Source organism: Jiangella sp. DSM 45060 (genome assembly GCF_900105175.1).
In the GTDB taxonomy this organism is placed as follows: Bacteria; Actinomycetota; Actinomycetes; order Jiangellales; family Jiangellaceae; genus Jiangella.
In genome coordinates this window covers 2104893-2128312 of sequence record NZ_LT629771.1, presented here as the reverse complement: position 1 = coordinate 2128312, position 23420 = coordinate 2104893, and the positions used below count along the sequence as shown (strand labels likewise).

General features: G+C 74.3%; 13 protein-coding genes. 2 read left to right on the top strand and 11 right to left on the bottom strand.

All coding sequences use genetic code 11. The annotated features are described in order from the left end of the window. Positions 1–37: 37 nt before the first annotated feature. The 9 genes from rpsA to BLU82_RS09455 form a co-directional block, all read right to left on the bottom strand. Positions 38–1519, bottom strand: a complete 1482-nt coding sequence (gene rpsA / locus BLU82_RS09490) for a 30S ribosomal protein S1 (RefSeq protein ID WP_092618969.1) — start codon at positions 1517–1519, stop codon at positions 38–40. 358 nt (positions 1520–1877) lie between these two features. Continuing rightward, positions 1878–4559, bottom strand: a complete 2682-nt coding sequence (locus BLU82_RS09485; RefSeq protein WP_092618966.1) for a porin PorA family protein — start codon at positions 4557–4559, stop codon at positions 1878–1880. 155 nt (positions 4560–4714) lie between these two features. Further along, on the bottom strand, positions 4715–5701 hold the full coding sequence (locus BLU82_RS09480; RefSeq protein ID WP_157740760.1) for a TIGR03557 family F420-dependent LLM class oxidoreductase: 987 nt from the start codon (positions 5699–5701) through the stop codon (positions 4715–4717). Next, positions 5698–6273, bottom strand: a complete 576-nt coding sequence (locus BLU82_RS09475; protein ID WP_092618960.1) for a type 1 glutamine amidotransferase domain-containing protein — start codon at positions 6271–6273, stop codon at positions 5698–5700. The genes BLU82_RS09480 and BLU82_RS09475 overlap by 4 nt, the downstream gene beginning before the upstream one ends. Continuing rightward, positions 6201–10658, bottom strand: a complete 4458-nt coding sequence (locus BLU82_RS09470) for an alpha-(1->3)-arabinofuranosyltransferase (RefSeq protein ID WP_092618957.1) — start codon at positions 10656–10658, stop codon at positions 6201–6203. Before BLU82_RS09470 ends, BLU82_RS09475 begins: the two co-directional genes overlap by 73 nt. Further along, on the bottom strand, positions 10655–11233 hold the full coding sequence (locus BLU82_RS09465) for a class I SAM-dependent methyltransferase (RefSeq protein ID WP_231947744.1): 579 nt from the start codon (positions 11231–11233) through the stop codon (positions 10655–10657). The genes BLU82_RS09470 and BLU82_RS09465 overlap by 4 nt, the downstream gene beginning before the upstream one ends. A 205-nt stretch (positions 11234–11438) precedes the next feature. Beyond that, entirely contained in the window at positions 11439–12683 is a 1245-nt protein-coding gene (locus tag BLU82_RS09460; RefSeq protein WP_197682836.1) for a glycosyltransferase family 4 protein, read from the bottom strand. A gap of 18 nt (positions 12684–12701) precedes the next feature. Continuing rightward, positions 12702–12845, bottom strand: a complete 144-nt coding sequence (locus tag BLU82_RS34070; protein ID WP_157524295.1) for a hypothetical protein — start codon at positions 12843–12845, stop codon at positions 12702–12704. Between the two features lie 31 nt (positions 12846–12876). Continuing rightward, a complete protein-coding gene (locus tag BLU82_RS09455; protein ID WP_092618948.1) occupies positions 12877–14928 on the bottom strand; it encodes a hypothetical protein in 2052 nt (683 codons plus the stop codon). Positions 14929–15138: 210 nt separating this feature from the next. Between BLU82_RS09455 and BLU82_RS09450 the strand changes: the two genes are divergently transcribed. Continuing rightward, on the top strand, positions 15139–17670 hold the full coding sequence (locus BLU82_RS09450) for a M14 metallopeptidase family protein (RefSeq protein ID WP_157740758.1): 2532 nt from the start codon (positions 15139–15141) through the stop codon (positions 17668–17670). 94 nt (positions 17671–17764) lie between these two features. Here the strand turns inward: BLU82_RS09450 and BLU82_RS09445 are convergent, their stop codons facing one another. Then, the gene (locus tag BLU82_RS09445) at positions 17765–20563 is read right to left on the bottom strand and encodes a hypothetical protein (RefSeq protein ID WP_092618943.1); all 2799 of its coding nucleotides are present in this window, start codon (positions 20561–20563) and stop codon (positions 17765–17767) included. After that, positions 20560–21174, bottom strand: coding sequence for a hypothetical protein (locus BLU82_RS09440; RefSeq protein WP_157740756.1), 615 nt, complete (start codon positions 21172–21174; stop codon positions 20560–20562). The genes BLU82_RS09445 and BLU82_RS09440 overlap by 4 nt, the downstream gene beginning before the upstream one ends. Positions 21175–22178: 1004 nt before the next feature. On the opposite strand from BLU82_RS09440, the gene BLU82_RS35065 reads away from it, so the two are divergent. Then, the gene (locus tag BLU82_RS35065) at positions 22179–23408 is read left to right on the top strand and encodes a lipopolysaccharide biosynthesis protein (RefSeq protein ID WP_092618937.1); all 1230 of its coding nucleotides are present in this window, start codon (positions 22179–22181) and stop codon (positions 23406–23408) included. The last annotated feature ends 12 nt before the right edge of the window (positions 23409–23420 follow it).

Here is a 23420-nt window from a genome sequence, read left to right as displayed (position 1 = left end):
CCCGAGGTGGGTGCGGGGCTCGTGCGGTGCGTTCGGCTCAGTTGCCGGTGAGCTTCTCGCGCAGCGCCTGCAGCGCTTCGTCGGACGCCAGCGTGCCGGCGCCCTCCTCTGCCTCGCCCGACGAGTACGTGGACGGGTTGTCGGCCTTCGCCTCGGCGTCGGCCTCCTGCGCGCTCTCGATCTGGGACTTGTGCGCCTCCCAGCGAGCGTGCGCCTCGGCGTACTGCCGCTCCCACTCCTCGCGCTGCTTCTCGTAGCCCTCGAGCCAGTCGTTGGTCTCGGGGTCGAAGCCCTCGGGGTACTTGTAGTTCCCCTCGGCGTCGTAGTCGGCGGCCATGCCGTACAGCGTCGGGTCGAAGTGCTCGCTGACGTGCGCGGCGGTGTCGCCCTCGTTGGCCTGCTTCAGCGACAGCGAGATGCGGCGACGCTCGAGGTCGATGTCGATGACCTTGACCATGACGTCCTTACCGACCGTCACGACCTGCTCGGGCACCTCGACGTGGCGCTCGGCCAGCTCGGAGATGTGCACGAGGCCCTCGATGCCGTCCTCGACCCGCACGAACGCGCCGAACGGGACGAGCTTCGTGACCTTGCCGGGCACGATCTGGCCGATCTGGTGGATCCGGGCGAACTGCTGCCACGGGTCCTCGAGGGTGGCCTTCAGCGAGAGCGACACGCGCTCGCGGTCCATGTCGACGTCGAGCACCTCGACGGTGACCTCCTGGCCGACCTCGACCACCTCGGACGGGTGATCGATGTGCTTCCAGGAGAGCTCCGAGACGTGCACCAGGCCGTCGACGCCGCCGAGATCGACGAACGCGCCGAAGTTGACGATCGAGGAGACCACGCCGGAGCGGATCTGGCCCTTCTGCAGCGTCTGCAGGAAGGTCGACCGGACCTCGGACTGGGTCTGCTCGAGCCAGGCACGGCGGGACAGGACCACGTTGTTGCGGTTCTTGTCCAGCTCGATGATCTTGGCCTCGATCTCCTTGCCGACGTACGGCTGGAGGTCGCGGACCCGGCGCATCTCGACCAGCGACGCGGGCAGGAAGCCACGGAGACCGATGTCGAGGATGAGGCCGCCCTTGACGACCTCGATGACGGTGCCCGAAACGACGCCGTCGGCCTCCTTGATCTCCTCGATCTTGCCCCAGGCGCGCTCGTACTGCGCGCGCTTCTTGGACAGGATCAGGCGGCCTTCCTTGTCCTCCTTCTGCAGGACGAGGGCCTCGACGTCGTCGCCGACAGCGACCACCTCGGAGGGATCGACGTCGTGCTTGATGGACAGCTCACGCGAGGGAATGACGCCCTCGGTCTTGTAGCCGATGTCGAGCAGGACTTCGTCCCGGTCGACCTTGACGACGGTACCGGACACGATATCGCCGTCATTGAAGTACTTGATGGTCTCGTCGATCGCGGCGAGGAAGGCTTCCTCAGACCCGATGTCGTTGACCGCGACCTGCGTGGTCGTCCTGGGGGCCGTCGAGGTAGGCGTCTCGGCCTCGATGCTGCTCGTCATGTGGAAGGGGACTCCGGACAAGGTTCGGTTGTAGCCTGCGCGCCAGGACCCTTGGATCGCTGTGCCATCACCGACCAGGTCCTGAAAACCCCTGTGCCGCCAACCGACAATAACGAGCGCGAGCCTGCTCCGTCCGAGGTTCGCGCAGGCCCACAGCGCACACATAGGTTACCTGTCCGCGACGACCAGGGTCAATCGGCGGAAGGTCGCGAGTTGATCACGGCGACGGATTCAGCTATGGGGTGACCGGGCGGCATGCCCCCGTTCCTCGGTTCGCACCAGAATACTCCCCTCCGGCCGGATCGGCGGCGGTGGTATCGGTGCAGGCAGGACCGCGTTTCGGGCGGTCCCGGCGCGGTCAGTAGCGGTGCAGGCTGCCCGCGGACTGACCGTCCTCGTCGAACTCGTCGAACAGTGCGTCGTCGTCGCGGGCGCGGCGGCGGCCTTGCGCCGGGGCGGCGGGCTTCGGCTCGGGGGTGGCGGCCGCCGGCTGGACGAGGTCCGGGTCGGCGGCCGGGTGGTCGGTCGCGGGCCGGGTCGCGGGGGCGGTTGCGTGGTCGGCCGCGTCGCCTGCTGTGGCGTCGCCTGTGGGGCCGGCCGCGGGGTGGGCCTGGGTCGCCGTGTGGGCTGCGGCGCCGGCCGGGTCGGGGGTGGGGGCGGTCGGCTCGGTGGCGAGGTCGGGGTGCTCCTGAGCGAACCGGGCCAGCTCGGCGCGGGCCTGTTCGAGGCGGGCGAGGTCGGCGCGCGCCTGCTCCAGCTCGGCCGACCCGCCCGACGTGCCGGCGTCGCCCTGGCCGGCGGAAGTGGCGGCGCCAGCCGATGCGGCGTGGCCGGCGGAGGTGGCGTAGCCGGCGGAGGTGGCGGGCTCGGCGGACGTGGCAGGGCCGGCCGCGGTGGCGTGGGTGGCGGACTCGGCGTGACCGGCATACAGGGCGGGGTCGGCTGACGTGGCAGGGCCGGCGGCGCTGATGTTGCGGGCGGCGGATTCGGCGTGATCGTCGTGGGGCTGGGCGGGGGTGAGCGGGCTGGTCGGCGACTGGCCGAGCAACGACTGTGCCGACTGTCCCTGCGCCTGCGCCCGGCCCACCGGCGGCCGGACGGCACCGGACTGCGGACGCCGGCGCGGCAGCGGAGATCGCTGCTCCGCGGCCTGGCGCGCGTCCTGATCGGACGACTGCGGCGACAGCGGCTCGGCCGACAGGTGATCGGCCTGGACGAACTGGCCGGCATCGTCCGCCGGGGTGGCGTACTGCGGGGCGCCGGCGTCTGCCGGATCCACGTACGCCGGTCGGCCGGTGTGGTCGGCCGGGGCGGCGTACCGCGAGACGGCGGGATCCGCCGAGTCGGCGTACTGCGGGGCGCCAGCGTCTGCCGGATCCGCGTACGCCGGTCGGCCGGTGTGGTCGGCCGGGGCGGCGTACCGCGAGACGGCGGGATCCGCCGAGTCGGCGTACTGCGGGGCGCCGGCGTCTGCCGGATCCGCGTACGCCGGTCGGCCGCTGTGGTCGGCCGGAGCGGCGTACCGCGAGACGGCGGGATCCCCCGAGTCGGCGTACCGCGAGGCGTCGTGGCCGGCGTGGTTCGTGTGGCTCGCGTGGTCCGGGTACGCCCGCGGTTCGTCGTGGAGGAAGGGCGCCGAGTGGTCGGCGGCGGCCGCGACCCCGGCGCCGGGAGCGGTCTCGAAGTGCAGACGCGGCTCCTCGGCGTAGGCGGCCGGCGGCTCCTCGGGCGGCAGGGGCTCGGCCGCCGGGTCGGCGAACGACTGGTCGGCGAACTGCTGCTCCGCGGCGTCCTGGGACCACGGCGGCTGCTCGAAGCGGGCCTGGCCGTCGTCGTAGGGGTGGGGCGAGGAGGCCGGCTCGCGGCGGGGACCGCCGTACGGGGAGAGCTGGGGCGCCTCGTACCGCGGCCGCTCGAAGAGGGACCGCGCCGGCTCCGGGTCGCGCGGGCGCTGCTGCAGCGGCGTCCGCTCCTCCGCCGGCCGCGCCACGACCCCGGCCACTTCCGCCCCGGAGGCGAACCCGGTCGGGCCGCCGGCCGAACCGGCGGGACCGTCCTCCTCGGCGCCGGGCGAGCGCCGCTTGCCGTGGTAGGAGCCGCGGCGGGCGAGCAGCAGGCCGGCCACGACGAAGACGAGGCCGGCGGCGGCAGCGGCGACGGGCAGGGTGTCGCGGACGAGGCCGAGGCGGTCGGCGCTGGGCGCGTACTCGTCGACGTTGGCGCTGACCTGGGCGTCGGTGTAGGCGAGGGTGCCCTGGACGATCGTCGGGCCGCGGGTGCCCTCGAAGTCGAGGTAGGAGTCCTGCTCCTCCTGGCCCTTGATGATGGCGCCGGTGCGCGGCTCGACCCAGATGGTGCGGGTGTTGCTGTAGATGCGGTCGGCGACGATCGAGCCGGCCTGGCCGAAGAGGGCGCCGGGAATCTCCAGCGCCGACACCGGCGTCGGCTCGACGACCTGCTCGAAGACGTAGACGGTGAGGCCTTCGAGGGTGGTCTCGTTCTGGAACTCCATGGGCCGGGTGTCCTGGATGGTGGAGTCCCAGAACGGGTACGACCGCTGCTCGGTGCCGAACGGCAGCTTGAAGTAGTAGCCCTCGTGGTCGACGTCGACGCGGTCGGCGGACTCGCCGGTGGGCGTGTAGTACTGGTCGTGGCCGTCGACGGAGTCGGCGGTGTGGCGGTCGAACGCGACCCGCTCCTCGAAGTACGAGAGCACGTTCTCCTCGGGCGTGGCGCCGGCGCCGGCCTCGTCGAACGTGGTGACGCTGGTGTCCCACACGGCGGTGTCGCCGGTGCTGTCGCCCTGGTCGGGGATGATCCGGCGGACGGAGCGGACGTCGGTGACCCGCTCGATCTCGGCGTCCTGACGCACGACGGCGCCGAGGTCGAGCACGGTGACGGCGTTGCCGGCCGACACCCGCTCGGCGACGTCGTTGGAGACGACCGCCAGCCGCGGGTAGGCGTACCAGCGGGACAGTGGCGCGAGCACCAACATCAACACACCCAGTCCCACCAGGACCAGGCCGATACTGCGCCGCATGGACAAGCCTTCCGGATCGGGGTCTCCGCCTGTGCCCGCGCTGGACCACCGCCGGGCGCGGCCCCGGGGCGGCACGGGGGCTCTTGCGTGAAACTACCCTCCGATCCGCGCCTGTGCATGCCACTCGGCAAACATCACCCCCGATCAGACGGCCATCACGCCGCTCGCAGCGCGGGCAGCACCCGCTCTCCGTAGACGTCGAGCGCGGCGACCGGATCGGCACCGGAGGTGTTCTGCAGGCAGACGACCGTGGCGCCGAGTTTCGCGACCTCCCGGATCCGCTCGACGTGGACCTCGGGGTCGGACGCGAGGATGAAACCGGCCGCGAACTCCTGGTCCGAGATGGTGTCCTCGCCGTGGCGGTACATGGCGGCGGGGTCGTGCCAGTCGCCGGAGAAGTGTTCGGGCGGCTGGGCACCCTTCCACACGCGCGCGGACTCGAGCGCGGTGGAATCGTCCGGCGCCCAGGAGAACCCGGTCTGCAGGATGATCTCGCCGGGCGCCTGGCCGAGGTCGTCGCAGGCCGCGCGGTACGCCTCGATGATCGCCGGCGCCTGGTCGGGCTTCGCCAGCGTCCAGAGGCCGTCGCCGTAGCGGGCGGCCAGCCCGGCCGCCTGCGGCCCGAACGCGGAGACGTAGACGGGCACCCGCCGGTCCGGCAGCGTGTGCAGCAGGGCGTCCACGGTCCGGAACCACTGGCCGTCGACGTCCATGCGGTCGCCGTCCAGAAGCCCGGTGATGATCTCGAGTGCTTCCCCCATGCGGTCCAGCTGCTCGTCCGGCGGCGGCCAGTTCATGCCGCACGGCGTCTCGTTGAGGCTCTCCCCCGACCCGATGCCGAGGAAAGCCCGCCCGGGCGCGAGCGCCTCGAGCGTCGCGAACGCCTGCGCCACGACGGCCGGGTTGTACCGGAAGACCGGGGCGGTCACGCCGGTGCCCAGCGGGACCCGCGAGGTCGCCTGCGCGATGGCGCCGAGCACCACCCACGCCTGCGGCGACTCCCCCGGCTCCCACCAGGGCTGGAAGTGGTCGCTGAGGGTGACGGCGTCGAAGCCGGCCCGTTCGGCCGCCGTCGCCTGGTCGACCAGGGACGCCGGGCCGAACTGCTCGGTGGCCAGCTGGACCCAGTACTGCGGCGTCACGAGACGGACGTGGACTGGGCGGGGTGGCGGCCCTCCGCGAACTCCTCGAGCATCTTCGCGCAGAACGCGGGCAGGTCGTCGGGCTTGCGGCTGGTGACCAGGCCGTTGTCGGTGACGACCTCCTCGTCGACCCAGGTGGCGCCGGCGTTGCGGAGGTCGGTCCGCAGGCTGGGCCAGGACGTCAGCGTGCGGCCGCGGACGACGTCGGCCTCGACCAGCGTCCACGGGGCGTGGCAGATCGCGGCGACCGGCTTGCCGGCGGCGAAGAACGCCCTGACGAACGCCACCGCCTCGGGCGACGTGCGCAGCTGGTCGGGGTTGGCGACGCCGCCCGGCAGCAGCAGCGCGTCGTAGTCGTCCGGGTCGGCCTCGCCGATGGCGCGGTCGACCTGGAAGGAGTCGCCCTTGTCCAGGTGGTTGAAGGCCAGCGCCTCTCCCGGCTGCGGCGCGATCAGCGACGGCCGGCCGCCGGCGTCCTGGATCGCCTGCCAGGGCTCGGTCAGCTCGACCTGCTCGACCCCCTCGTTCGCGACGAGGACCGCGACCTTCGTTCCGTCGATGCGCTCGTCCATGTCGAATCCCTCCTGTGCTCGGGTACGACCGTCCCGTACCCAGCCTCGGGGTCGAGCATGGCGTCGATCCGGACGAATTCGTCGTCCTCGGGAACGGTGCCGGGCCGCTGCCAGGCGACCGAGCCGATGACGGCGAGGGCGATCGCGATCAGCACCAGCCCCTGCGCGAGCCCCGAGTGGGCGCCGGGCGACGGGCCGGGCCACGGTCGCAGCGCGACGACGATGCCGGCGAGCAGGACGGCGCCGGCGGCCAGCGCGGGCGCGAGCCGGGTCAGCCGGGGGCGGCCCGGTCCGGCGAGCAGCACGACGGTGCCGACGGCGGCCGCGGCCAGCCCGGCGGCCCCGCCGAGCAGGACCAGGACGGCGGCGCCGAGCAGGATGATCGGCGCGGCCCGCTGCCGGCGGTGCCGGGCCAGAGGTCGCGCCGCCACCGGTGCTCGCAACGGCACCGGCGCGCCTGCCGACAGCGGCACCGTCCGCCGCTTCCGCCGTCCTCCCCCGGAACCGGACCCGGCGGCCTCGCTCGGCACCCGCTGCGGCGGCACGGACGACGGCGCCGCCGGCACCCGGGTGCCCCGCCAGGCCAGGACACCGACCACCAGCACGGCGCCGAGCCCGGCCAGCAGCGCCCACCGGTACGGCCGGTCCGGCGCGTACGTCAGCTCGACCACCCCGGCCGCGCCGACCGGCAGCACGAACCCCTGCGCCCAGCCGTCCAGCCGCACCGGCTCCAGCGACTCGCCGTTGAGACTGGCCTGCCAGCCGGTATTGAGGTTCTCGGTGACGGCGAGGACGGCGGGCTCGTCGCGGGCCGGCACGACGACCTCGCGCTCCGCCGCGTCCCAGGTCTGGACCGTGACGGCGAGCGACGGCGGCGGCTCCGGGGGCGCGTCGACCGGCCGCAGCGTCGCCGACTCCGGCCGCAGCGCACCCGTCGCGCGGACGACGACGTCCACGGCGCCGGCGTCCAGGGCCACCGGCCCGGACCCGTCGCCGCACGGGAGCACGTCCAGCCGCCGCCCGCGCAGGAGGTCACCCACGGTGGTCTCGACCCGCGTGGTCACCGTCGACCCGCCGACGTCCAGGGCCGGCCCGTCGCCGCACGCGATGACGACCGGGCGCGACTCGTCGACCGGCAGCCGCAGGTCGTCGGCGCCGAGCACCTCGACCTCGGACACGCCGGGCGGCAGCACGGAGCGCAGACCGAACGCCGGGTCGCGGTCCTCGACCTCGGCGACCTCGACGATCGTGACGGTCAGCTCGTCGGTGCGCACCGGCTCGGGGAACGTGACGACGCCGTCGCCGTCGACGCCCGTCTGGAACCGCGTCTCGCCGGCCCGCACCTCGACCAGGCTGGGCCGCGACGCCGCGAGCCACGGCTCGACCTCCAGCCGCAGCCCCTCGACGGTGCGCCGCGGCCCCCAGGTGAGCGTCAGCGACGGCTCCTCGTCGTCGGGCGCCGCGACCCAGCCGGTGCCGGGGTCGCGGTCGACGGCGGCCTGGGGACGGCCGAGCGGGTCGGTGACGGCCCGCGAACTGGCGGTCGCGACGATGCCGTCGGTGTCGGGCGCGAGCAGCTCCTCCAGCGACCGGCCGGGCCGCGGCCGCGCCGTCAGCTCCGCCTCGTACTCCGCGGCGGCGGCCAGCTCGGTACTGCGGCGCAGGTCGCGGTTCTCCTCGCCGGGCCGGGCCAGCTGTCCGGCGCACCGGGCGACGCGGGCGTCGCCGGACGTGGTGGCGACGCACTCGCCGCGGCGGCCGTCGGCGACGGCGAAGACGAGCGTGGCCGGCGCCGGCTCGCCGGACGCCGGGCCGCCGAGGTCGGCCGCCGTGACGGCCGGCGCCGCCAGCGTCCGGAGCACCTTCAGGTCCGGGACGGCCAGCTCGCGGATCCCGACGCCGCTGACGGTGCCCTCGCCGACGGCGACGACGCTCACCCGCAGCGTGGTGGTCTCGCCGGACGGGACGGCCAGCACCTGCGCGCCGTCGGCGGGGCTCAGGTCGCTCTCCAGGATCCCGGTGTCGGTCTGGACGGCGACGCGCCGCATCGGCGCGCTGACCGGGCCGCCGGTGAGCGGCGTCAGCTCGACGGACGGGACGCGGCGCGGCTCGTCGAAGGTGAGCTCCAGCCACTGCCCGGCAGCGCTGCCGTACTCCCCCGACACCCAGCTGGTGCCGAGGTCGCCGTCGACGGCGGCCCACGGCGAGTTCTCGGCGCCGCGCGCCATGGTGGCCCGCGGATCGGCGCCGGACGACGACGCCGTGACGTCCGCGACGCCGGAGACGACGGCGACGGTCTCGCGCGCGGGATCCTCGACGGGCAGGAAGTCGCGCACCACCCGGCCCAGTCCGCCGTCCTCCCCCGCCCGCAGCACCTCGGTGACGTTGTCGCGGCTGGCGCCGAACCAGACGGCCCGCCGGCGCAGGCCGTCGGTGACGACGGGCACCGGGTGCGGGTCGGCGATGCCGGCGCCGTCGCCGGCCACGAACGCCGCCCGGCCGTCCAGCAGCCCGGCGTCGCCCGCCGTCAGCAGCGACTCCGGCCCGCCGGACATCCGCAGCGTGCCGTCCAGCGGGTAGGCAGCGACGCGGTGCTCCTCGCTCTCTGGGTCGGCGATCGCGTAGACCTCCACCGCCGGGTACCGCACGTCCAGCCGGGAGTCCGAGGAGGCGCCGGGATCGTCGGAGGCACCGGTCCTCGGGCCGAACGTCGCGACCCGCTCGGCGCCGGGGAGGTCCGCGATGGCCTGGTGGACGAGCGCGGCGCGCGGCGCGTCGGTGCGCGACCGGTCGAGGTCGTTGCGGACGACGAGGTGGCTGACGCCCGCGCGGCGCAACGCGTCGACGACACCGGCGCCGCCCTCGCCGGCCGCGAGCCGCGCCTCGACCGCGTCCAGCAGCCTGATGTTGCCCGCCGACGACAGCGGGACGGAGTCGCGCACCGCCCACGGGGTGTCGCCCAGCGCCTGCAGCGGCTCGTCGCGCGGCGCTCCCCACGTGTACTCGGCGAACGACGTGCCCGGCACGAGCAGCGCCCGCCCGGTGCCGGCGTTCTCGTCCAGCCAGTCCGACGCCTCGTGCCAGTAGTCCGGGATCGCGTCGTACGAGCCCGCCTGCGGCAGCCGTCCGGCCAGCGCGGGCGTCGCCACCCCGGCGATCACCACCACCGCGAGCCCGACGACGAGCACGCGGAACCGGCGCACCGAGATGGCCGGCACCCGCAGCATCGCCAGCGCGTGCGCCAGCCCGAGCGCGAGCGGCAGCCGCAGCACGACGTCGAACTTGTGCACGTTGCGGAACGGCGCGAGCGGGCCGTCGAGCAGCTCGCGCACCGTCCCCGCCAGCGGGCCGGCCGCCGCGCCCAGGTAGCCCGCCGACACCAGCGCCAGCCCGGCCACCGCGCCGGTCAGCAACACCCGCCGCCCGGGCATGTCCCGCCGCGCCAGCCCGCCCAGCCCGATCGCCGCGATCAGCACCGTGTGCAGGATCAGCACCGGCTCGCTGGCCAGCAGCCAGCCGGCCGGCCACTGCGGCCCGCCGGCGACGGAGAGGTAGGACAGCCAATGGTCGTTGCCGCGCAGCACCTCGATCAGCGAGGTGTGCTGGGTGGTGTTGCCGGCGGTCTCGATCCAGTCGAGGAACGGCGGGCTGTGCGACCCGAGCAGCAGCAGCGGCACCCACCACCACACCGTCACGGCCGCGCAGCAGCCCACCCACCACGCCGCGAACCGCCACCGGCCGGGCCAGTGCGGCGCCAGCAGCAGCCACAGCCCGGCGGGCACGACGGCGGCGGCGGTCGCGGCCGCGTTGACGCCACCCATGCAGAGGACGGCGATGGCGGACAGCGCCGCGTTGCGCACGACCGGCCCGCCGCGCCAGGCCCGCACCAGCGGGAGCAGCGCCCACGGCGCCAGCGCCGTCGGCCACGCCTCGACCGACACCGCGCCGAGCGACACCAGGATCCGCGGCGCCAGCGCGTACACCAGCCCGCCGAGCAGCCGGGTCCAGGACCGGCCGACGCCCAGCTCGCCGGCCAGCTTCACGACGCCGAGGAACGCCGCGACCAGGATCAGCGACCACCAGAGCCGCTGCACGGCCCACGCGGGCAGCCCGGCGACGTCGCCGGCCAGGTGCAGCGGGCCCATCGGCCACAGGTAGCCGTAGGCCTGGTTCTGCAGCTGCCCGAACGCGGCGGCCGGCTCCCACAGGTGCAGCGCGCGCTGCAGGAACCCGCCCGGGTCGGCGGTGAGGTCGAGCTTGGTGTCCGGGACGATCTGCCCGGGCGCCTGCCGGAACGCCAGGGCGACCAGCCCGAGGCAGCAGACGACGAGCTGGACCCGCCACGCCGGCAGGCGGCGGCGCGGCGCGCTTCTGTGTGCGGTCATCGGCGGCGCAGCACCACCGCGAGGTTCCACGTCGCCAGCTCGCGCAGGCCGGGCACCCGGACGACGCCGCGCGCCCACCACGGGTGGTAGCGCGGGAACGCGTCGAGCAGCTCGCCGTGCGGCGTGTGCCGGGCCCACAGCAGCGCGTCGGCGACGGAGACCGGGAACAGGCTGGCGCCGAAGCGGTTCTTCGGCTCGTGCCCGTGCCGGCGCCGGTACCGGCGGGCGGCCGACTCGCCGCCGAGGTAGTGCCACGGCGCGGTCTCGTGTCCGCCCCACGGCGACAGCCAGACGGTGAACGAGAGGTAGACGATGCCGCCCGGCCGGGTCACGCGCAGCATCTCCTCGGCCATCGTCCACGGGTCGGGGACGTGCTCGAGGACGTTCGACGAGTAGCAGACGTCGGCGGCGGCGTCGCGGATCGGCAACGCCATGCCGCTGCCCATGACGGTGCCCGGCTCGGGACGGCCGCGGGCGGACAACTCGCCGAGGTCGCTGTCGACGGAGACGTACCGGGCGCCGACCCGGCCGAACGCGGCCCGGAAATAGCCCGGGCCGCCGCCGACATCGAGCACCAGCGCTCCCCGCAAATCGGCATAAACGGACAATTGCGTAACGGAGTCAGCGGCCAGCACACCATAGAAATGGTCGGGGTCACGCTGCTCGGAGAGAAATGCCCGAAATAGCCGGACCGAACGGCTCAGGGTCGCCCTGTCGCGGGATTCGGTGAGGAGCACGTCCGCACATTACGACACATACAGTGGCGCTCGGGCCGAATCGTCACGACTGGCGGAAGAACGGACCCGCCTCGGCCATGACCGGCACCCGGTGCGGGTCCAGCGCGACGCCGGACGTGACCGCGGCGACCCGGCGAGCGGACCGCTCGGCGGCCTCCTCGGCGACGGTGCGGCGCAGCAGCGCGTCCCACGAGCGGACCGTCTGGTCCCACGTGAACGTGGCGGCGCGGGCGGCGGCCGCACGGCCCAGCGCGGTGCGGCGGACGCCGTCGCCGAGCAGCTCGTCGGTGGCCGCGGTGAGGCCGTCGAGGTCGTCGGCGAGCAGGCCGGTGGCGCCGTCGACGATCGACTCGGCCAGGCCGCCCGCGTTGCGGTAGCCGATGGTGGGCACCTGGTGCTGAGCCGCCTCGACGACGGTCAGCCCCCAGCCCTCCTTCACCGACGGCGCCAGCATGAGCCAGCTGCGGGCCAGCTCGGCGTGCTTGGCCCGCTCGTCGACGAAGCCGAGGAAGTCGGTGATGTCGTCGACGCCCAGCCGCTTCGCCTCGGCCGTCAGGCGGTCCGACCACCAGCCGTCGCCGATGACGCTGACCCGCAGGCCCGGCCGGCTCGCGCGGAGCCGGGCCGCGACCTGGAGGGCGTGTTCGACCCGCTTGTGCGGCACCAGGCGGCCGAGGACGCAGATACGCGGCTGGTCAGAGCGCTGCGTCGTGGTGGCCGGTGCCGGCGCGGTGCCGTTGTGGACGACGTCCACTCGCCCGGGACCGACCCCGAGCGCGGCGAGTTCCGTCCGGGTGATCTCCGAGACGGTGACGTAACGGGAGTCGCGGTAGACGCGGGGCGCGAGCCGGGACTCCAGCCACCAGCCCAGGCGGGCGGTGGCGCGGCCGTAGACGACCCCCCACTGCTCGCGGTGGACGTGGTGGACGAGGACGACCACGGGGCACCGGACGGCCAGGCGGCTCCAGAACGGGATGCCGTTCTGCACATCGACGATCACGTCGGGCCGTCCGAGTGCCCCGCTGGCCAGCATCCGGACCGCGTGCGCGTAAACGGTGAACTTCCCGCCGCGCCGGACGATCCGGTAGCCGTCGCGCCGCTCCACCTTCGGCGCGCCCGGATGGGCCGCACAGAAGAACGTCACGTCGTGCCCGGCGGCGGCCAGGCCCGCGGCGACGTTCTCCACGTAGCGTTCAGAGCCGCCACCCTCCGGGTGGGTGGTGTCGCGCCAGTTGAGCAGCACGACGCGCAATGGGCGCGACTCGACCAGCGTCTCTGGAGAATGCACGGTGTTATGGGGGTGACGTCAGTTGTCGTCGTAGTTGATCAGTTCTTCGTGACTGACGTCGTCCGCGTCGCTCGGTTGGCTCACGTTCACGGCGGTGACGACGGTCAGCCCGGCGAGCACCACTCCCACAATGGCGGCGACAACGCCTCCGAAATTGCCCATGAACTCTGGTACTCCTCGAGCGGTGCGGAAATCACGACTCTTGGGAGCGTAACGACCGCCGTCGGCGGGAGAAGGCGTTTCGGGCAACATCAGCCGATGCGACGGCGAGAATGACCGAAAAGACGATATCGGCGACGATGACTGGCGGAGCGGGCGGAATGCGGGTCCATGTGCCGATGTCGCCGGGAACGCGATAGAGGTCGAACGTCCCGTTGATATCGACCGATTCGAGCGATTCGAGGAGTCCGTCCGGAACCGTCCCCGGGGTGTCCCGCTCGACGACCACCCAGCCGACGCCGAGGGCGGCCAGCCTGGTCGCCGCGTCGTCGTTCTCGAGGGCGTCCGCCACCGCGGCGGCCCGGCGGTCCTCCCCCGGCACCACGGTGTCGCCGACGGGCAGCGCGTCGGGCACCACGACCTCGGCGTCGAGGTAGCGCGGCGCGGGGTCGAGCACCGTGCGGTCACCGGCCCACGGGAACCGGCGGAACGGCTGGTACGGCAGCACCACGACGTCGCCGTGGCCGGCGTCGACGGCCGCCCGGACATCGGCCCAGGCGGCCGGGTAGTGCGACGGCTCGAGCCGGCCGGCCGCGCCCCAGACGAGGTCGGGCAGCGCGGCGACGGGCAACAGCGCCGCGGTGAGCGCGACGGCGACGGCGACGCCAGACCCCGCCCGGCCGGGTGGGCCACCCACCTTACGGGCGGGCACCGACACACTCGCGCGCCTCGCGGCGGCGGGGGCGGGCCGGCCAGCACCCGCGGCAACGCGGGCGGCGTCTGCTGCCGCGTTCGGCGCGACGGCGACGGCGGGAGTCGGCCGGCCGGCGCCCGCAGCGATCTGGGCGGCGTCCGCTGCCGCGTTCGGCGCGACGGCGACGCCAGACCCCGCCCGGCCGGGTGGGCCACCCACCTTACGGGCGGGCACCGACACACTCGCGCGCCTCGCGACGATGCCGGCCACCCGGGCGGCGCCGGCGGCCGCGGCGAGCGCGACCAGCAGCGCGTACCAGGCGAGGAACTTCTGGCCGTCGCGGATCAGCCCGCCGCCGGGCACCTCTGCCACCAGCCACTCCAGGACGGCGTCGCCGCCGGGCAGCGCGCTGCTGACCGCGACGGCGAACCCGGCGGCGGCCAGCGCGCCCAGCGTCGCCAGCTCCGCGCGGCCCAGGTGGCGGCGCAGCTCCGTCGCGCCGAACACCGCGAGCGCCAGCAGCACCACCGTCAGCGCCAGCGCCGACGGCAGCGCCCGGCTGTCGGGCACCGCGCCCTCGTTCCAGATGCCGCCGAGCGTCAGCAGGCTGCCGAGCAGCCCCAGCGGCGAGTCGGACGCGGCCGCGAACGCCGCGACGCCGGCCGGGTCGGACACCGCGGGGTCGGGGCGCAGGACGGACGGGACGATCCACGGCGCCTGCAGCGCGAGCACGGCGACGGTGCTCACGACCCGGACCCGCCGCGGGTGCCGGCCGCCCGGAACGAGCACGAGCAGGCCGAACAGCGCCCCCGCGAGCAGCCCGCCGGTCGGCGTCAGCGCGGACACCCCGACGAGGAGGACGGCCGGTGCGAGGGCGGACGTGCGGCCGCGGCGCACCCGGCGGCCCAGGATCAGCAGCCACGGCAGCGCGGCGTACGCGATCAGCGTCGGCCAGTGCCCGATGACCAGCCGCTCGAACACGTAGGCGTTCCACGCGTAGGCCGACGCCGCGACCAGCCGTGTCCCCGTCCGGACCGTCGGCAGCGCCAGCCCGGCCCCCAGCGCCGCGCCGAGCACGATGCCGGCCAGCGCCAGCTTCTGCAGCACCTGCCCGGTGAGGACGGAGTCGAGGATCGCGACGGCGGCGTCCAGCGGCACCGCCCGCGGCATCGCGCTGCTCAGCCCGACGGACGACGGCAGCAGCGCTTGGTCGGGCACGGCCACCATGTCGTACGACAGCACGTGACCGGGCGCGGCCAGCGGCCCCAGCATGGCCGCGGTGAGCAGGGCGCACCACGTCAGCAGGATCCAGTCGCCGCGGTGGGCGCGGCGGTGCCTCGCGCCGCTGTCCGGCGGCGCGTCGGCGCCGGGAAGGGTCTGCGGGGCGGTCACACCAGCTCCTCCCCGCATGATCGACCTTGCCGCGAGCATAGCCGCGCGGGCGCGCCGCCGGGGACGAATCGACCCACACCGGAACCTCAAACGGCGCTCAAAGCCGTTGACTCCCTCCTTGCGGTACTGAATTACTCCCAGTATCAGGCGTGTCCGCCCCATGCGTCCCGGAGGTCACCCATGCGAAGAAAGCTCGTCATACCTCTCGTCGTGATCCTGACCGGAGGCCTGCTCTGGCCGTCCGGCGCGACCGCCCAGCCACCGCTGCCCACACCGGAGTCGGTGATCGGCTGGGCGCCCTGCGCCGACTACCGGCTCGCCACCTACGAAAGCGTCACCGACTATTTCCGCACCCTCGACGCCGCGTCCGACCGCATGCGGCTGATCGACGTCGGCACCACGACGGAGGGCCGCGAGCAGGTCATGGCGATCATCTCGTCGGAGGAGAACCTCGAGAACGTCGAGGAGTACCGCGAGATCGCCGAACGCCTGGCCCGCGCCGAGGACGTCGACGAGGAGGAGGCCCGCGAGCTCTCGACGTCGGGGAAGGCCATCGCCTGGGTCGACTTCGGCATCCACACCACCGAGGTCGCGCCGCACCAGCTCGCGCCGCGGTTCGCCTACGACCTCGTCAACAGCGACGCCGCCGACGTCCAGCGCATCCGCGACAACGTCGTCACCATCGTCGTCCCGAGCATCAACCCGGACGGCCAGACCTACCTCGCCGACTGGTACACGGCCAACCGCGGCGAGGCATGGGAGATGCGGCTGCCCGAGCTGTACCAGCATTACGCCGGCCATGACAACAACCGCGACTGGTACATGTTCAACCTGGCCGAGTCGCGCAACATCGGCCAGCAACTGTTCCACGAGTGGTACCCGCAGGTCATGCACAATGCACACCAGACGGCGCCCAACCCGGCGCGCATCTTCATCCCGCCGTTCGAGGACCCGGTCAACCCGAACATCGACCCGCGGGTCACCCGCGGCGTGAACCTCATCGGCAGCGCCATGTCGCGCCGGCTCGACGACGAGAACAAGCCCGGCGCGGTCTCGAACGTCACGTTCGACATGTGGTGGAACGGCGGCCTGCGCTCGGCGCCGTACTACCACAACATGGTCGGCATCCTGACGGAGACGGCGCACGCCTCGCCGAACCCGCGCGTCTACGACCCGGCGGACTTCCCCGAGACCTTCGCCAACGGCGAGTCGACGCGGATCCCGTCGATCTTCTATCCGAGCCCCTACGAGGGCGGCGAGTGGCACCTCTCCGACAGCTGCGACTACATCCAGACGGCCACGCTGGGCATGCTCGACGTGGTGGCCGAGAAGCCCGACGAGTTCCTCTACAACATCTACGCCATGGGCCGCGACGCCATCGAGGCCGGCGAGAACGAGACGTACGTCATCCCGGCCGACCAGCTCGACGCGGCCACCGCGGCCAAGCTGGTGAACGTCCTGCGTGCGGGCGGCATCGAGGTCGAAGCGGCCATGCGCCCGTTCACCGTCGGGGACCGCTCGTATCCGCGCGGCAGCTGGATCGTCCGCGGCGCCCAGGCGTTCCGGGCGCACCTGACGGACATGCTGACGCCGCAGGTCTACCCGGAGCGCCGGGTCGGCGGGCCGGACGGTCCACTGGACCCGCCGTACGACATCACCGGCTACACGCTGTCGTTCCAGATGGGCGTCCAGGTCGACAAGATCGACGGGCCGCTCGACGCGCGGCTGCGCACCGAGCCCGTGGACGTCGCCGAGCCGCCGCGCGTCCAGGTGCCGGCGAACCCGGGGTACGCGTGGGCGCTCGACCCGCGCGACAACGACGTCTTCACGCTGGTGAACCGCCTGCTGGAAGCCGGTGACGTCGTCCTGCGGGCGCCTGCGGCCACGGAGACCTCACTGGGGACCTGGCCGGCCGGCACCTTCCTCGTCGAGCCCGGACACGGCACCCTCGCCCGGCTGCGCGCCGAGGTGCGGGAGTTGGGGGTGACGACGGCAGCGGTCGCGGCCGCCCCGGCCGGCGCCGAGGCCGTCACGCAGCCGCGGGTGGGCCTTTACCACGCCTGGGGCGGCAACATGGACGAGGGCTGGACGCGGTACCTGTTCGACGACTTCGAGCTCGGCTACACGCGGCTGCACGACGACGCCGTCCGCGCGGGTGGCCTGGCCGAGGACTACGACGTCATCGTCCTGCCCGACGCCACGTTGAGCAGCATGCAGAACGGCCAGCGGGCCGGCTCGCTCCCGGAGGAGTACACCGGCGGCATGACGGCGGCCGGCATCGAGAACCTCCGCCAGTTCGTCGAGGCCGGCGGCACGCTGCTCACGTTCGACTCGGCGTCGCAGCTGCCGATCCAGGCGTTCGGCCTGCCGGTCACCGACGTCACCGCCGACGTGCCGTCGGAGCAGCTGAACATCCCCGGTTCGGTCGTCGGCCTGGACGTCGACACCACCGACCCGGTGGCGTGGGGGATGCCGGAGGCCACCTCGGCGTTCTTCATCGACAGCCACGCGTTCAGCTCCGACGACGCGGGCGTGGACACGATCGCGACCTACGCCGCGCAGGACGAGCTGCTGCAGAGCGGGTTCGCGCTGGGCGGCGAGATCGTGGCCGGGCAGTCGGCGGTGGTGCGGGCCGCGGTCGGCGAGGGGCAGGTCGTGATGGTCGGCTTCCGGCCCCAGCACCGGGCGCAGACCCACGGCACCTACAAGCTGGTGTTCAACGCGCTCTACCTCGGCGGCTGAGCCGGCGGCGGTGCGGCGGGAGCGGCTCCTGGCGGGGCCGCTCCCGCTCCCGTCTCGGCAGCACGCCAGCGTCCGGGCGTGCCGGCACGTGGCCTCAGGCGCGGCGCCGGCGCAGCAGCGTCGCCGCGGCGGCAGCGGCCGCGAACACGCCCAGGGCCAGCACGCCGCGGGTGACGTTGCGGCCGCCCTCGCCGCTCACCTCCGGGATCTCGTACGTGAACGCCGTCTTCAGTGTCGCGCCGGCCGGCGCGCCGTTGACCAGCGCCTCGTTCGTCGCGCGGTCGGCGCCGGCCTCGAGCAGGGCGTACCGGGTGCCGAAGTCGGCGGCGGTCTCCTGCCCGGCGTCGGCCAGCTGCGACGCGCCCTCGGTGGACAGCCGCTGGGCGCCGTCGACGAGTTGCGGCGCGCCCTGGGCGGCCTGCAGCAGGCCGTCGTAGATCTGCACCGACCCGTCGGCGGCGGTCTCCAGGCCACCGGCCAGGACCCCGGCCCCGACGGCGGCCTCGTCGGCCCCGTCGGCCAGCCGACCGGCGCCGTCGGCGATCTGCCCGGCGCCGTCGGCCGCCGCGTCCGCGCCGTCGGCCAGCTCGCCCGCGCCGTCCGCGACCTGACCGGCGCCGTCCGCCGCCGCTGTCGCGCCGTCCTCCAGCTGACCCGCGCCGTCGGCCAGCCGGCCCGCGCCGTCGGCCGCCGCCTCGGCGCCCGCCGCCAGCTCGCCGGCGCCGTCGAAGATCCGCAGGTTGCCGTCGTGCAGGTCGTGCGCGCCGTCGGTGAGCTGCATGAGCCCGGAGATGAGCGCGTTGCCGCCGGCGATGATCTGGTCGACGCCGTCGCTCAGGCCGTTCACGCCGCCGCGCAGCGTCTCGTCGGCCGGGGTGTCGTCCGGCTCGCCGACGCCGCCCTGCACCGACCCGACCACGCCGCTGACCAGCTGGCCCACGCCCTCGTCGAGCAGGTTCAGGCCCTGCAGCAGCCCGGGCTCGTCGCGGGGGCAGACGTCCGCGGACCGGTTGGACAGCCCGCACTGCAGCCGCACCAGGCCGCGCAGCACACCGTCGCCGCTGGTCAGCGCCTCTTCCAGGGTGTTGAGGCCGCCGTACAGCGTCTCCTGGTCCAGCGGGTCGTCCGGGTTGGCCAGCCCCGTCTGGCCGTCGGCCAGCTGGTCGCGCAGGGTCGTCAGCACGGTCTGCGTCAGCTCGTCGACGTCGTAGCCGACGACCGGCCGCAGCGCGCCCAGCACCGCCGCGTTCTCGCCGTAGCAGGCCGCGTTGAACCCGCTGGTCCGCTCGGTGAGGATGTCGTTGAGCACCAGCACCGCGCAGCCGATGCGCTGGTACGCGCCGGGTTCCGAGGTGGACTCGTTGTAGACGCCGTCGGCCAACTGCCGCAGCGCCGGCACCGCGCGCTCCTGCAGCCCGACCCTGATCTCCTCCAGCCCGCCGAGCAGGGTGCCGTCCTCGTCGACGTCGCCGATGCCGGCCCGCAGCCGGTCGATGCCGTCGACCAGCGGCCGTGCCTGCTCGGGCAGCCCGCCGATGCCGTCGTACAGGCGGGTGAGCCCGGCGTCGACGCGGTCCAGGCCGGACCCGACCTGCTCCAGCCCGCCGATCAGCTCGGGCGCGCGGTCGCCGGCGGTCTCCAGGCCCTCGGCCAGCTGGCCGGCGCCGTCGGCGGCCGCGGCGGCGCCGTCCTCCAGCTGCGCCGCACCGGGCGCGAGCCGTCCCTGCAGGCCCGCCGCCAGCTCCTCGCCGCCGTCGGCCAGCTGACCCGCGCCCGGCACCAGCTGCTCCGACAGCCCGTCGGCCAGCACGCCGGCGCCCTCGGCCAGCCGCTGCGCGCCGGGCGCGAGCTCGCCGTTGACGCCCTGGTAGAACTCCTGGGCGCCGGCCCGCAGCTCGCGCGCTCCCGGCGCCAGCTGGTCGCCGAGCCCGTCCGCCAGTTCACGCGCGCCCGGCGCGGCCTGGTCGGACAGCCCGGTGCTCAGCTCCTGCGCGCCGTTGCGCAGCTGGATCAGCCCGCCGAGCAGGTCGGCGGCGCCGTCACGCAGCCGCAGCAGGTTCTCGTCGATGGTCTGCGCGCCCTCGGTGAGCGCGACGCCGGACTCGATGCCGCCCTCGTACCCGGACACGCCGGTCGCGTAGGTCGGGCTGTCCAGCGGCGACACCGGCAGCGCCGACAGCGTGGCCTCCGGGACGATGCCGTCCTCGATGACGGCGGTGTAGCCGAACTCCTGCTCGGCCGAGCCGATCGGCGGGAACAGCGTCAGCGCGTACGTCAGCCGCGTGCCGCCGCGGCCGTCGCCGCCCATGTTCGCCTCGCCGGAGCGGACGCTGGTGAACGACGACGGGAGCGTCGTGGTCATCGTCCCCACCATCGGGACGTAGACCTCCTCCTCGGTGGTCACCATGGTGCCGGTGCCGTCGTCGTACTCGATCTCGCGCTTCTCGCCGGTCTCGTTGACGACCCGGTAGCGCACCTCCAGCTCGCCCGACTCCCCCACCACGTCCCCGGCGTCGACGACCTCGCCGTCGAGCCGATACTCCACCGACACCGACAGCGGCAGGTCGCCGGCGAAGTCGGACACGGTGCGCCGCCGCTGCTCCCCGTCGACGTCGGTCCGCAGCACCGCCTCGCCGTCCTCGGTGTCGGTGCCGCCGAAGCCGTCGAGGTTGCGCAGGCCGTCGGTGGTGACGGGGTTGCGCAGGTCGACGCTGCCGGTGCCGGTGAGGTCGAGCTGGTCGTAGACGCGGGCGCGGTCGACGCCGCCGTCGGCGTTCAGGTACACCTGAACGGTTTCCGTGTTCGTCACGTCGACGTCGGCCGACGCCGTCGGCGTGGCCACGAGCGCGAGGGCGACGGCGCCGGCGGCCGCCGCGGCGATCCGGCGGCTCATCGCAGCGCCCTTTCCCAGAACGGGCCTCGCGCGGTGTCGTCGGCCGGTTCTGGCGCGGATTCCGGCCTCGCCGCGTCCGGCTCGTCGTCGGAGGAGTACCGGCCGCGCTCGCGAGCCCGCTCCTCCTCGATGGTGTTGCCGAGGAACACGGTGGCGAGGAACCCGAACGCGGCCGCCAGCAGCACCGTCGTCAACGCCGTTGGCGACGTCTCGACGAACTCCGGCGGGGCGGCCGTGTAGGCGACCTCGTACGAGCCGACCACCGCGGCCGCTCCGATCAGGAACGACCACAGCGGCAGCCGGCCGGACGTCAGGAACGCGATGAGCAGGCACGCCAGCACCACCAGCATCGCGGCGACCCCGCGCCCGGCGGACGTGTCCGGCAGCCAGGCGGCCCGCAGCGCGTAGCCCAGCCACGCCAGCACGGCGCCTGCCAGCAGCCCGGCCGCCCGCTCCCACGGCTGGCGGTCCGGCACCACGCCCGTCGCGCCACCGAGCGCCGCCCCGAGCAGGGCGACGTGCTCCAGCTCCAACCCGAGCCAGTCGCCCCCGAAGACCAGCACGCCGGTCGCCACGGCCAGGAACACTCCTGGCAGGAAATAGCCCCTCATCGCTTCCTCTCCGGCGGACGTCCACGGCCACCGTCATCGATGAGGAGACTTCTTACCAGCCAGTAACAAGATGCGCCAGTACTTTGGGCAAGAAACTTGGTCATGCAAGAACAACCGGGCAGATGGGACACCCCGCGTCCCCGCCGCGCGCCCATGCGGCGAGCGGCGACCGTCGTGCGGCGGCCTGACGGACAGTGTGCTGGCGATGGCGGGCCGGCAGGCGGCAGACCGGCGGAGGCTGCGCTACCGGACGGTGCAATGGCAGACGGTGCACTGCCGGACGGTGCGCTGGCGGTGGCACTGGCAGACGGTGCGCTGCCGGACGGCGGGTTGACGGGCCGTGGACTGGCGGACGGCGCGGTTCGCGGCGCGACGTTGTCGGTGCCCGCCCGTAGGGTGGGCCCCACCCGGGCCGGGAGGGGTCTACCTACCACGGCGCGACGCGACGCTCGAGCGGCGCCGCCGCCGCTTCCAACCCACGTCACCGGGCACTCGGGCGACGTTGCGTCAAGATCATCCAGGTTTCGTGGTGCTATCACGCCCGGAAAACCTGGATGATCATGAACCGGAGCGAGGCCAGCGTACGGCAACCCGGAGCGGAGCCGGTGGCCACACCCGAAGCAGCCGTGAGCGGCCCGCGGACCCGGACCAACCGCGGAGTCGGTAGCCACGCCCAAGCGGCACGGAGAGAGGCCAGCGAAGGACGAGCCGAGCGGAGCCAGTAGCCGGAACACGACCCACGGCCCGTGAGCGGCCAGCGGACCCCGAGAAGAGCGAATAGCGAAGCCGGGCCCATTTCCGGCCGGCCCCCTGACGCTGCTTTCACGGGGGCGCGGGCGGCCGGGTCAAGCGGTCCTCCGCCGCGCGAAGCGCCAAACGAGGTCCGCTTGAGGCGGCCGCCCGCGCCCCCGACAATCGAGAGCAGCAGGGGGCAGGCACAACGCGGCAGACCCAACCCACGAGTGCCCGGCCCACCGAGGCGACCGGCCTGGCACGATAGGCCCGTGCTGCAGCTCGCGAGACGCCTGCTCGGTGCCGGGCGCGGCTCCGCGGGGCTGCTCGCCCTCGGCACGAGCGCCGCCAACCTGCTCGGGTACGCGCTCACGGTGGCCGGGGCGCGGCGGCTGGGGCCGCACGAGTTCGGCGCGTTCAGCGCGCTGCTGGCGCTGATCATCGTCGGCAACGTGGCGGCGCTGGCGGTGCAGGCGACGACGGCGCGGGCGGCGGCGACGGGGCGGCCGGTGGCGCCGGCCGTGCGGTCCGGACTGGTCCTCGCGGTCGCCATCGGGGTCGGGCTGGCGGCGCTGAGCCCGCTCGCCGAGTCGGCGCTGCAGCTGCCGTCGCCGGTGCCGGCGGTGGCGGCGGCGGTGGCCATCGCCGCGCTGACCGCGACCGCGCCGCCGCTGGGGATCATCCAGGGCCGCGAACGGTTCGGCCTGCTGGCCGCGCTGGTGACGGTCCAGGCGACGCTGCGGGTCGGCGGCGGGCTGGTCGGGATGGCGCTGGAACCGACGGCGACGAGCGCGCTGATCGGCATCGCGCTCGGGTTCGCCGCCGCGGGCGTCGTCGCGTGGCTGGTGGCGCGGCCGGCGTCGCTGCGGGGCGGGTTCGCCGTCCGGGCGACGCTGGCGTCGGGCGCGATGCTGCTGGGCTTCGTCGTGCTCACCAACATCGACGTGATCCTGGCTCGGCACGTGCTGTCGCCGGAGGTCAGCGGCCTGTACGCGGCCGGCTCGATCTTCACCAAGATCGCCTTCTGGCTGCCGCAGTTCGTGCCGATGCTGGCCTTCCCCGCCCTCTCCGACCCGGCCCGGCGCCGGACGGCGGTCACGCTCGGCGTGGCGGCGGTGGCGGTCTGCGGCGCCGCGCTGACGCTGCTGTGCTGGCTGCTCGCCGGCCCAGCCGTCGACCTGATGGCGGGTCCGTCCTACGACGACGTCGTGCCGTGGGTGCCCGGATTCGCCGGGCTCGGCGCGCTGTACGCGCTGGCGCACCTGCTCGTGTACGCGCACCTGGCGCAGCGCGACCGCTGGACCACCGGCGTGCTGTGGGTGGTGCTGGCCGGCTACGTCGTCGCCGTCGAGGTGTGGGCGACGACGCTGGCCGGCGTACTGGCGCCGGGGCTGGTCGCGGCCGGGCTGATCGTGCTGTGGGGCCTCGCCCGCGAACGCCGCGGCGCACCGGCGACCGGCGACGCCGCACGCGCCGCCGCCACCACGCCACCGGCCGGCTGACGACCGGAACGG

Bases quoted from the DNA above. Each gene is read 5' to 3' on its own strand.
- rpsA (WP_092618969.1), bottom strand. From the start codon at position 1,519: ATGACGAGCAGCATCGAGGCCGAGACGCCTACCTCGACGGCCCCCAGG.
- BLU82_RS09485 (WP_092618966.1), bottom strand. From the start codon at position 4,559: ATGCGGCGCAGTATCGGCCTGGTCCTGGTGGGACTGGGTGTGTTGATG.
- BLU82_RS09475 (WP_092618960.1), bottom strand. From the start codon at position 6,273: ATGGACGAGCGCATCGACGGAACGAAGGTCGCGGTCCTCGTCGCGAAC.
- BLU82_RS09470 (WP_092618957.1), bottom strand. From the start codon at position 10,658: ATGACCGCACACAGAAGCGCGCCGCGCCGCCGCCTGCCGGCGTGGCGG.
- BLU82_RS34070 (WP_157524295.1), bottom strand. From the start codon at position 12,845: ATGGGCAATTTCGGAGGCGTTGTCGCCGCCATTGTGGGAGTGGTGCTC.
- BLU82_RS09445 (WP_092618943.1), bottom strand. From the start codon at position 20,563: ATGAGCCGCCGGATCGCCGCGGCGGCCGCCGGCGCCGTCGCCCTCGCG.
- BLU82_RS09440 (WP_157740756.1), bottom strand. From the start codon at position 21,174: ATGAGGGGCTATTTCCTGCCAGGAGTGTTCCTGGCCGTGGCGACCGGC.